This window comes from Agathobaculum desmolans ATCC 43058 (assembly GCF_000701665.1).
GTDB lineage: Bacteria > Bacillota > Clostridia > Oscillospirales > Butyricicoccaceae > Agathobaculum > Agathobaculum desmolans.
In genome coordinates this window covers 1-9,756 of the sequence record NZ_JNJN01000067.1, presented here as the reverse complement: position 1 = coordinate 9,756, position 9,756 = coordinate 1, and the positions used below count along the sequence as shown (strand labels likewise).

The 9,756-nt window shown below is 41.8% G+C and carries 12 protein-coding genes and 1 pseudogene; all 13 read left to right on the top strand.

Annotated features, from left to right (window positions below; translation table 11 throughout):
• A partial coding sequence (locus T363_RS0112960) for an IS3 family transposase (protein WP_031476480.1) occupies window positions 1-307 on the top strand: 307 nt, incomplete at its 5' end.
• Window positions 308-354: 47 nt separating this feature from the next.
• Window positions 355-723, top strand: coding sequence for a hypothetical protein (locus T363_RS0112955; protein WP_207640633.1), 369 nt, complete (start codon window positions 355-357; stop codon window positions 721-723).
• A gap of 262 nt (window positions 724-985) precedes the next feature.
• The gene (locus T363_RS0112950; RefSeq protein ID WP_031476476.1) at window positions 986-1,873 is read left to right on the top strand and encodes a helix-turn-helix transcriptional regulator; all 888 of its coding nucleotides are present in this window, start codon (window positions 986-988) and stop codon (window positions 1,871-1,873) included.
• 4 nt (window positions 1,874-1,877) lie between these two features.
• On the top strand, window positions 1,878-2,702 hold the full coding sequence (locus T363_RS0112945; RefSeq protein WP_051643283.1) for a CPBP family intramembrane glutamic endopeptidase: 825 nt from the start codon (window positions 1,878-1,880) through the stop codon (window positions 2,700-2,702).
• Window positions 2,699-3,220, top strand: coding sequence for a hypothetical protein (locus T363_RS0112940; RefSeq protein WP_031476472.1), 522 nt, complete (start codon window positions 2,699-2,701; stop codon window positions 3,218-3,220). Before T363_RS0112945 ends, T363_RS0112940 begins: the two co-directional genes overlap by 4 nt.
• 13 nt (window positions 3,221-3,233) lie before the next feature.
• The gene (locus tag T363_RS15770; protein WP_078097050.1) at window positions 3,234-3,416 is read left to right on the top strand and encodes a cysteine-rich KTR domain-containing protein; all 183 of its coding nucleotides are present in this window, start codon (window positions 3,234-3,236) and stop codon (window positions 3,414-3,416) included.
• A gap of 46 nt (window positions 3,417-3,462) precedes the next feature.
• Complete coding sequence (locus T363_RS0112935) at window positions 3,463-4,065, top strand: class I SAM-dependent methyltransferase (RefSeq protein ID WP_031476470.1); 603 nt, start codon at window positions 3,463-3,465, stop codon at window positions 4,063-4,065.
• A gap of 174 nt (window positions 4,066-4,239) precedes the next feature.
• Window positions 4,240-5,058 carry a 4Fe-4S binding protein gene (locus T363_RS0112930; RefSeq protein ID WP_031476468.1) on the top strand — a complete coding sequence of 273 codons (819 nt, stop codon included), beginning with the start codon at window positions 4,240-4,242 and terminating at the stop codon, window positions 5,056-5,058.
• A 54-nt stretch (window positions 5,059-5,112) separates the two neighbouring features.
• Entirely contained in the window at window positions 5,113-5,595 is a 483-nt protein-coding gene (locus T363_RS0112925) for a hypothetical protein (RefSeq protein ID WP_031476466.1), read from the top strand.
• A 525-nt stretch (window positions 5,596-6,120) separates the two neighbouring features.
• Entirely contained in the window at window positions 6,121-6,549 is a 429-nt protein-coding gene (locus tag T363_RS0112920; protein ID WP_031476464.1) for an RNA polymerase sigma factor, read from the top strand.
• Window positions 6,550-7,153: 604 nt separating this feature from the next.
• Window positions 7,154-7,498, top strand: a pseudogene (locus T363_RS0112915) (type II toxin-antitoxin system PemK/MazF family toxin); the annotation flags it as partial.
• Window positions 7,499-7,622: 124 nt separating this feature from the next.
• On the top strand, window positions 7,623-7,775 hold the full coding sequence (locus T363_RS16415) for a hypothetical protein (protein WP_169737582.1): 153 nt from the start codon (window positions 7,623-7,625) through the stop codon (window positions 7,773-7,775).
• Between the two features lie 50 nt (window positions 7,776-7,825).
• Window positions 7,826-9,718, top strand: coding sequence for a recombinase family protein (locus T363_RS0112905; protein WP_242840284.1), 1,893 nt, complete (start codon window positions 7,826-7,828; stop codon window positions 9,716-9,718).
• The last annotated feature ends 38 nt before the right edge of the window (window positions 9,719-9,756 follow it).

Below are 9,756 nucleotides of genomic sequence, written 5' to 3'. Positions count from 1 at the left end.
CCTGATCTTTCACTCTGATCAAGGGTGGCAGTACCAGCACGTGTACTTCAGGCAGGCACTTAAAGATCACAAAATCATTCAATCCATGTCAAGGAAGGGTAACTGTTACGACAATTGCATCATGGAGACCTTCTTTGGACGGATGAAAAACGAGATGTTCTACGGGCATGAAAAAGAGTATTCCTCTTTTGAAACGTTTGCTAAGGCTGTTGACACCTACATAAATTACTACAACAACGAAAGAATCCAAGCGAAAACAAAATGGATGCCTCCCGCAAAATTCAGAGAGGCATCCATGTGCACCTAATTCAATTTTTAATGTGTCCAGAATCCTGGGTACATATCAGTTTTACGATGATGATGCTTGCTCTTAATATAAGTGACGGCAGCTTTGGTCATGAGATATTGGAACAGGTACATAAACCGCAAAATGCCCTTATGCACCAGAAAATACAAGAAAAATTATTGTTCGAAGTCACACCGCTTATTGCGACATTGATTACGGAGGGAATTTCGCAGGGGATATGCCAGACGGATTATCCAGAAGAAGTTGCTGAAATGACTTTTTTATATTCCTATACAGCATTTGATGACCTCATGGAATATAGCGAGGAAGAAAAGAAAAAGAAGATGACAGCATTTATTTATAATTTGGAGCGGCTTCTAAATATGGAGCAAGGAAGTATGGAGGAAATTATCCGTCCGTTATTTGGACAGAAATGATGTTTTCCGATAATTATGGAGTTTGATTAAATTATAGGAAGGAAAGATAAGGGAACAGATTTGTTCCTTTACTTTTCAATCCGTTACCGACAGGCAGACGGTCTATAAATAAACTGTATTTTTAGAGAAGAAGACCAAAGTCATAGCAAAAGGGGAAATGCCACGCAAAGTAGCAGAAAAAACTGAAATGTAAATCCTGCTTGCTTGTAATGCAAAATACGCTTTCCTATACTGGGCATATCAAAATAAGGAGGTCACGAACATGACATTTGCAGAGAAATTAAAATCCATCCGCAAGCAGGCAGGAATGTCGCAGGAACAGTTGGCAGAGAAGCTCAGCGTGTCCAGACAGGCGGTTACGAAGTGGGAAACGGATGCGGGTATTCCTGACATTGAAAATATCATGGCAATCTCCGCCCTGTTTGACATTTCCATTGACGAGCTGCTCTCTAATGAAAGAGGGGCGAAAAAACCGACGGATTATCTTTATGAGAGTATCACGGAGTACGATATTGACGAGCCGAAACGCTATGATATGAAGTTTGGCGGAGCAAAGCAATTCCAGTTGTCAGGCTACGAAGGCGAGAAAATCCGTGTCCGTCTGGCATCCAATACCTTCTCCACGCTCCAGAATGATTTCAAGGTCAAGATTGACGACATCCGAAAAAGGATTGATGTGGATGTAAACCGAAAAAATGGCGTATCCGAAACGACGGCAAAGGAAGCGGTCAGTATCTTCGTCCAAATCCCATCACCCTATGTCGGGAAAATCGAATGTGCGGTCAATGCGGAGACGGTGGAAATCCGTTCTCTGGAATGCGACAGCATAGAGCTTGATGTAAAGACGCCGTATATCGCTTTGGCGGATGTTTCTGGTACAGTAGAGGTAAACTGCAATCTGGATATGGAGATTGTATGCCGTTCTTTGAATGGGGAGATTGCAATCAACCAAGTATCGGCAACCTCAAAAATCCATGTTCCAGAGGACACTGTTTTTACTGCCGTTACAAAAGGGATTGGAACAAGTATCTCTTATGAGAAAGACGGACGGCAGACGGAACGCTTCGACACGCCCGATGCGGAGAATATCATTGAACTGAACGGTATCAAGAGCGAGCTTGTCATTAGCACGGACAGGGAAAGGAGCTAATGGAATGAAAACAAATTATCTGAAGAAATATATCATCAGCTCCTATATTCTGGTCTGGATGCTTATTATTTTTGTAGCAGGCTCGGCAAGCCTTGTCTTTCATGCGCCGCCTGTCATCATGTGGGTTGTCCGAAACCTTATCGCATGGTCGCCGACCTATCTGCTTTTGATTGGATGGAGGTATTTCAGACCATATGAAACAAGGACGGCTTTTGTGAAGCGGTGCTTTTCTGGGAAAGTAAAGCTGCTTCCGTTGCTGCTCTCCTTTGCCTTTACTTTTGGCATCAGCGTGTTGTCGTTGTTTCTCTATTCCATTATGACGGGAAAGCCAATGCTGTCCTACATCAATCTGGGAACGACAGCATTGCCGCTTAGTATCTTCCTCTCCCTGACTTCGGGACCGACAGGGGAGGAATTAGGATGGCGTGGCTTTATGCGGGAGGAATTTCATAAAAAGTATGGCTTTTTGAAATCCTCTGTCTGCCAGGGCTTGGTATGGTGCTTCTGGCATACTTTGCTTTGGGTGGTGGACTCGGAGTTTACTGACTGGAGGGCAATTCCCTATGTCATTTCCAATATCGTTGTGATTACATCCATTACGGTGCTGATGAACATTTTTCTGGAACGGCATAATAACCTGCTCTATTCGGTATTGCTGCACTTTGGCTTTAATATCGTTTATGTGTTTTTGGATGCGGATATAGGGTTCTTTGTGATTTTGACCGTTCTGTATCTGGTAATCACGCCGATTGCCGTGCTTGTAAGGAATAAGACTGCTGAAAAGCCTTTGGAAAAGAATAATAGCGAAGAAAGGAAAAGTAAAGAATGAGCAATTTAGAGAAAATCCAAAAAGGCATGAGGGTGTTGCAGATACTCTCAAAAATTATTCTGATATTTGCCATTGTAGGAGTGGTTTTAGCGTCCATCGGGGCAACTCTTGTGGCATCAGATGTGTTAAATATGGAAAACCAGTTTCTCAATTTCCTGTCGGTTACGGCTGAAATGAGCAAAGGGCAGCTTGTAGGGATTTTAGCTGCTGCGGCAATCTCTTTGCTGTCTGGCGGCATCCTCACGGCATTTGCCTATCGCTATTTTACAGCGGAGTTGAAAGAGGGTACGCCGTTTACAAACGCAGGTGCAGATAGGATAAAGCAGCTTGGAATTATAGAGATTGCAATATCTATTATATCTATGTCAGTGATAGACGGCATCTACGAAAATATCGGTCTGGCAGAATGGAACAGGTTTGATGATGCAGGCAGTATTACGCTTGGCATCTGCCTGATTTTACTTTCTATGGTTGTCCGTTATGGTGCGGAACTGGAGCAGAAAAATAAAAGGAAATAGAATGAGGATTTTTATGGTGAGTAGTGAATGGATACGCTGCCCTGTCTGCGGAAATAAAACAAGATTACAGATACGGGAAGATACAGAATTAAAAAACTTTCCTCTCTACTGCCCGAAGTGCAGACAGGAAAGTTTGATTGACGCAAAGGATTTACAGGTAACAGTTATTAAAGGATTTGGAGCAAAAAGCACATAACTGAATAACAAAGTGACAAATCGGGATATGCTGGAGGTGGATATTGATGTTTTGGGATAGAGCAGCACGAGTATATGATCTTTTTGAAAATATATATAATGGTAAAGTCAACAAAAAACTCTGTATTGAAGTGGCAAAGCTGATGTCACAGAATGATTATGTACTTGAATGTGCTTGTGGGACAGGTATGCTCAGTAAACATATAGCCAAAAAGTGTCAGACGTTAATTGCAACAGATTTTTCGGCGGAAATGTTAAAACAGGCGAGGAAGAAGTGCAAGGAATCAACGAATATAGAGTATGCCCAGAACGATATAATGCAATTAAACTATGAAAGCAATACATTTGATAAAGTTGTGGCGGGAAATGTAATTCATTTAGTGGATGAACCCTACAGGGCATTAAAGGAATTGGAGAGAGTATGTAGGTTCGGCGGACAGATCATCATTCCAACCTATGTAAATAAAGAAAATAATGGCAAACCGAGTATATTTGTGAAAGCAGTAGAAAAAGCGGGAGCAGGATTTAAACGTCAGTTTACATACAAAACATATCAGCAGTTTTTTGAAAAAGCAGGATATAAAGATGTGAAATATTCTATTGTTGAGGGTAAAATGCCTTGCGCTATTGCAGTTATTACCAAGAAATAACCATGATAAAACTTCCGCTTGCCGGGGAGTTGAGAGAGCGAAAAATCGGGGTTTGTAAGAGAGGTATTGTTATGAAAGTATATCATGTGGTTACGGATAGACCTAGCAATTCTTAAAGAGATAAATGCAAATATATAGGCCGCAAAATTTCAGTTTGTGGATTGGAGGAATAAAATGAAAAAGTATTTTCTACCGCTTGGTGTATTGGGAATATTTATGACTGTTGCAGTAACATTATGGCTGACACAGGACAATATATTTTACCTTTTTAATTTTAGCTATATTGGAATATCAATTTTTTTCGGGATATTTCTTTATATCAAAAAATACAAATATGCCCGCAGAGTTGCACAGCTTTTAGTCGGACTTTATATGTTGGTGTATTTGGGCTTTATTTGCGGTGAAAATATGCAGATTGAGGGATTTTGGTATTATCTTTTTACAGGGGTATTTGAAGCCGCAACAATTCATTATGCGGTGGCAAAAATTTTTGGACCATTGCTTTTTGGCAGAGGTTGGTGTGGGTATGCCTGCTGGACGGCAATGGTGCTTGATTTTCTTCCGTATAAAGTTTCCAAAACACCACGGGAAAAGATTGGGTGGATAAGGTATATAACATTTGCAATTTCTCTTATATTTGTTTCGGCACTATTTCTTGCTCATATCGGTAACATTGAGAGGATTATGTTTTGGGCGTTTATCATTGGAAATGCCATATACTATGTAGTTGGGATAATATTGGCTTTTGTCTTTAAGGATAATCGTGCATTTTGCAAATACATATGTCCTATCACTATATTCTTAAAACCTATGAGTTATTTTTCGCTGCTCCGAATTAAATGTGATAAAAGCAAATGTGTTTCATGCGGTAAATGTAAAAATGTGTGTCCTATGGAAGTAGATGTTACAGATAATTCCAGAAAACGAAAAAACGGTACGGAATGTATTCTTTGTTTTGAATGCGTGAAGAATTGTCCGAGAGATGCATTATAAATTCCTCTTTATCGGGATGGTATATACAAAGAAAAGTCGGAGGAAGTAGATAATATGCTGATAGTTGAATTAGTTATTTTGTGTATTCTGTTTTGGGGAATATGCTACTTAAACACAGGGAGCGATGATAAAAATATCAAAAGCTATGCTTCTTATCCCGATGAAGTGCAGGAAATGGTAAAGAAAAATCCTGCGCTGCAATCCAAAATCAAGACAGCTTCGCCGTTTGTGTCACTTGTATCAAATATTGTTGTTTTTGGCATTGTCCTCTTTATTTTCGGCTTGTTCGTGAAAGAGGACGGATTTAGGGTTAATTTTATAAATCTGCTGATTTTAGGACAAAGCCTTAACGCTTTTGATTTTCTTGTCATTGATATGTTGTGGTGGAGAAATTCTAAAAGGGTACGCTTTACAGGCACAAAAAACCGAAAGGAATTGTATTCCAACCCGAAAAAACACTTTGTTTCGTTTCTAAAAGGAATTGCCGCCTTTTTGATTATTGCGGTCATTGACGGAGCGATACTAACAGCATTTTAACATCATCAGAGAGCCAGACGCATAGACGCAGAGCCGATGAACTTGTGAAATGAAATCACAGTTTGTCGGCTCTCTTTTTATATACCATAGGCAGGACAAGCCCACCGAATAAAAAAAACGGAGTTTTCTGGTGGGCTGTATTGCCATGCCTAAATAAAGCGTAAACAACACATCTCTCCAGACACGTTTTTGAGTTTGGAGGGATTTTTTATGCGTTGGTCTAAGACCGCCGCCCTGCTGCTTATCCGAAGCAGCAGCTACATACATAGCTTCATGGATAAGCGAGGATAACCTGTTAAAAAAATTCTCACTTGTGCATGGAACTCTTATACCCTCAAAGTAGATGCCAAATTTCTACTCAAAAGAAGTTTAATCTCCTATAACCGTGAAGGTGTTACAGCCTTTGCGGTTTTTCTTTTGTCGTTTTTTGCAGAACGCCGTCAAAAGCATTTTTGCGGCGTAAGATGCCGTTCCCCGCCGACCAATCTGGATTTTTCAAAAAATTTCAGATTGGAGGTCAAGAGAATGTCATTCAATTATGGCAGAGAAGAAAAGAAATGGCGGCTCTGGAAAGAAGCTGAGGAAAAGAAACTGCGGAGCTTAGGTGTCAGCGAGGACACCATCGAAAAACTCCGTATTTACGATTGGGCGGTCTTTAATTCTGACAGGAAGTTTTACCGCAGGTTGCAGGATGCGAGTACATATCTTGAGGAATTTGCCGAGGACACGGCACAGCCCGAAGTAAAAACAGTTGAGGATTTTCTGGACAATATTGAAAATCAGAAGCTCTATCAGGTTTTGATTAAGGTGGACAAGCTGACCCTGCAAATTGCCTTGATGAAGATACATGGCTTTTCTACCCGTGAAATCGCATCGTATCTGGGTGTTACAGAGAAAGCGGTTTACAGGCGAATGGACAGGCTCAAAGAAAAATTAAAAAAGTTTTTTGAGTAGAGGGGAAAATAAAGGTTTCTCAAGGACTATGGGGTGTAAGGCGTAAAAACCTTCGCCCCGTTTTCTTTTGTGTGGCGAAAACGGGCTTGTTCCTTGACAACCGAATACTCATTCGCCAAATACTTCCTCTTTGTGATTGTGATGAGCATAAGCGTGTGCAGCGGTACGCCAAGACCTGCCAAGCGGCAGCGAGCGACAGAAAGGTGGTGGTGAGCCTAACTTTACCGACTGAAAATATCGGGCAGCTCCCGATTTCGCCATGACCCGCAAAGAGAACAATGGTACTCCCGTCCAGTCACAGCCCGAACGGTATCCAACCCGTCGCAGGCAATGAGGGCGGCTCTGTCAGACCGACAGTTGGGGTGGAACTCCCGTGGCGTCAGTTCGCTGCTGACCGTTTGGCGACTTCCCTGCGTTTACGGACGCACCTGCATTTCGGGGTGTCGAGGACAAATAGAGATGCTCCTATCATAAAGCCAGATATAAGGCGGTCATAAGAACAGAGATTTTGTTAATGCTCTCCCGACCTTAATTACTTCCTTGTGTCTGGCTGTTACATAGGCAGGTCACGCCTGCCTAAATTCTGATGGGAGGTCAGACACTTATGGAAAGAATTGTTAAGCGTGGCGACATTTATTATGCAGAGCTTAATCCTGTTATCGGCTCGGAACAGGGCGGCACAAGACCTGTTCTTGTTATCTCCAACAATACGGGAAACAGGCACAGCCCGACAGTTATTATTGCTCCGATAACGAGCCGTACACACACGAAAGCGAAGCTCCCGACACACACCGAGGTAACAGATTTTGATAAGCTCGACAAAGATTCAATCATTCTGCTTGAGCAGATACGGACGATTGATAAGCGGAGGTTAAAACAGTATATGGGAATGATGCCCGATAACATAATGGCAAGAGTTGATAAGGCTCTTGCCATTAGTATTTCACTCAATAACAAACTCGAAAGGAAATGTGCAAATCAGAGGAAACAGAGGGATTTGCACATTGGTCAAGCGGCGGCTGTATCTCTATAATTTAGGGCATACAGCCGCTTTGTTTTGCGGAGGTAGCCAAATGGAAAATGTCAAAGCGTCCACAAATGCAGAACAGCAGCACGAAAGCAAGGTTGATGAAGCCGAAAACTTCGATACTTTTATGAAAGCTATGGTGCAGATTGTTGAGAAGTATGGAAGATTTGTTTTGCAGGAATTGGATTGTGTTGCGTAGTTTTACGCAACCTTACATATCACATTTTCCCAAATATCGGAGGTGATAGAATGAACAGAGAAGGAAAGAAATGTGTTCTGTATCCGAGAGTAAGTACCGAGATGCAGGTTGACGGATACAGTCTTGAAGGTCAGAAAAACAGCTTAAAACGGTTTGCAGACCGTGAGGAAATGGAGATTGTCGGCATTTATGAGGATGCAGGAAAGTCTGGAAAATCAATCGAGGGGCGACCTGCATTTAAGAAAATGCTCTCCGACATAAAAAACGGACTGGAGATAGAGTATATTCTGGTCTATAAGCTTTCCCGTTTTGGGAGAAATGCTGCTGACATCTTAAACTCATTAGAATTTGTGCAGTCTTATGGCATAAATTTAATCTGCATAGAGGAAGGGATTGATTCATCCCAGACAAGCGGAAAGCTCTTAATATCTGTTCTGTCAGCAGTTGCGGAGATTGAGAGAGAAAATATCATTGAGCAGACGATGAACGGACGCAGGGAAAAAGCAAGACAGGGCGGTTGGAACGGCGGTTTTGCTCCGTATGGATATTATCTGAAGGATAATCAGCTTTTGATAGAAGAAACCGAAGCTGAAGCAATCCGAATTATTTTTGATAAGTTCGGAAATTCAGATATAGGACTTGGCGGTGTCGCAAAATATCTCAACCTGCAAGGAATAAAGAAAATACCCCGCCAGAATGGAAAGTTAGAAACATGGAGCAGCCATTTAATACGGCAGATATTAGATAACCCCGTTTACTGCGGAAAAATTGCTTATGGCAGGAGAACAAGGGAAAAAGTTAAGGGAACAAAAAACGAATATAAACAGGTTCATACCGATGATTATATTTTAGAGGACGGACAGCATGAGGGGATTGTCAGCGAGGAACTCTGGCAGAAAGTTCATGCAAAGCGGAAAGCAACGGGAATTAAGCAGCCGTCAAAGGTTGGAAAAGACAGGTCGCATCTTCTGACTGGCGTTTTGAAATGCCCCATTTGTGGCAGTTCAATGTACACGAATAAACACGCATGGACAAACAAAGACGGCACATATAAGGAAGTCTACTATTATATATGCGGAAGAAATAAGCAGGAGCGAGGTCATCATTGTGATTATAAAGCATCCCTACGGAAAACTGATATTGAGCCGCTTGTAGTCGAAGCTGTAAAAGAGTTGGTAAGCGATGCCTATTTTGCTAAAGAGATTGAAAAGCGGATAGGTGTTCAGACAGATACCAGTACGGTAGATAAGGAGCTTTCCAATTATGAAAACAAACTGAAAGAAGTAGACTTGAACAAGGCTCGTCTGGAAAATGAGATTGACAATCTTCCTGCGGATGCCCGATACCGTGAGAGAAAAATCCATGATATGACGTTAAGGCTTGACGCTCTGTATGATACGATGGTGGAGTTGGAGGAACGCATTGAGGACGCCAAATTAAGAAAAGGCTCCATTGAGATGGAAGCAATCACTCTGGACAATGTTTACAAAATCATGCAGAATTTTGGCAAGTTATATGCTATAATGAGTGACGAGGAAAAGAAAAGCCTTATCACATACCTCATTAAAGAAATTCAGATATACCCGAATGGGGAGTCAGAAATGCCGTTGAAGTCGATAGAGTTTAACTTCCCGATTTATATTGACGGCAAGGAGGTAAGGAAGGTTTTGTGGGAAAGAGGTAATACCGTTGAGAAGAGCCACGTTCTTCTGCGACGGATCCTACCAAAGGGTACCTCATTTAAGGATCTGACAAAGGCGCAGGTTGCGTTGGCCACAAGCCACATAAACAGCGTAGCAAGAGCATTGTTTGACAACCAAACCCCCTTTGATTTATTCGTAGGTGAAAATGAAAAGAAACTGCTGAAGCTTCTAGACCTTTCTCCAATTGCCCCAGACGAGGTCTACCTGAAACCAGCGCTTCTCAAAACAAAACCTAACTAACCAACATCATTGCCGGTGGAGCAGTCCAATTATAGAGC

Excerpts from the sequence above, each read along its gene's own strand:
- T363_RS0112930 (WP_031476468.1), top strand. The coding sequence starts at position 4,240 with ATGAAAAAGTATTTTCTACCGCTTGGTGTATTGGGAATATTTATGACT.
- T363_RS0112950 (WP_031476476.1), top strand. The coding sequence starts at position 986 with ATGACATTTGCAGAGAAATTAAAATCCATCCGCAAGCAGGCAGGAATG.
- T363_RS0112905 (WP_242840284.1), top strand. The coding sequence starts at position 7,826 with ATGAACAGAGAAGGAAAGAAATGTGTTCTGTATCCGAGAGTAAGTACC.
- T363_RS0112945 (WP_051643283.1), top strand. The coding sequence starts at position 1,878 with ATGAAAACAAATTATCTGAAGAAATATATCATCAGCTCCTATATTCTG.
- T363_RS0112940 (WP_031476472.1), top strand. The coding sequence starts at position 2,699 with ATGAGCAATTTAGAGAAAATCCAAAAAGGCATGAGGGTGTTGCAGATA.
- T363_RS16415 (WP_169737582.1), top strand. The coding sequence starts at position 7,623 with ATGGAAAATGTCAAAGCGTCCACAAATGCAGAACAGCAGCACGAAAGC.
- T363_RS0112955 (WP_207640633.1), top strand. The coding sequence starts at position 355 with ATGATGATGCTTGCTCTTAATATAAGTGACGGCAGCTTTGGTCATGAG.
- T363_RS15770 (WP_078097050.1), top strand. The coding sequence starts at position 3,234 with ATGGTGAGTAGTGAATGGATACGCTGCCCTGTCTGCGGAAATAAAACA.
- T363_RS0112920 (WP_031476464.1), top strand. The coding sequence starts at position 6,121 with ATGTCATTCAATTATGGCAGAGAAGAAAAGAAATGGCGGCTCTGGAAA.
- T363_RS0112935 (WP_031476470.1), top strand. The coding sequence starts at position 3,463 with ATGTTTTGGGATAGAGCAGCACGAGTATATGATCTTTTTGAAAATATA.
- T363_RS0112925 (WP_031476466.1), top strand. The coding sequence starts at position 5,113 with ATGCTGATAGTTGAATTAGTTATTTTGTGTATTCTGTTTTGGGGAATA.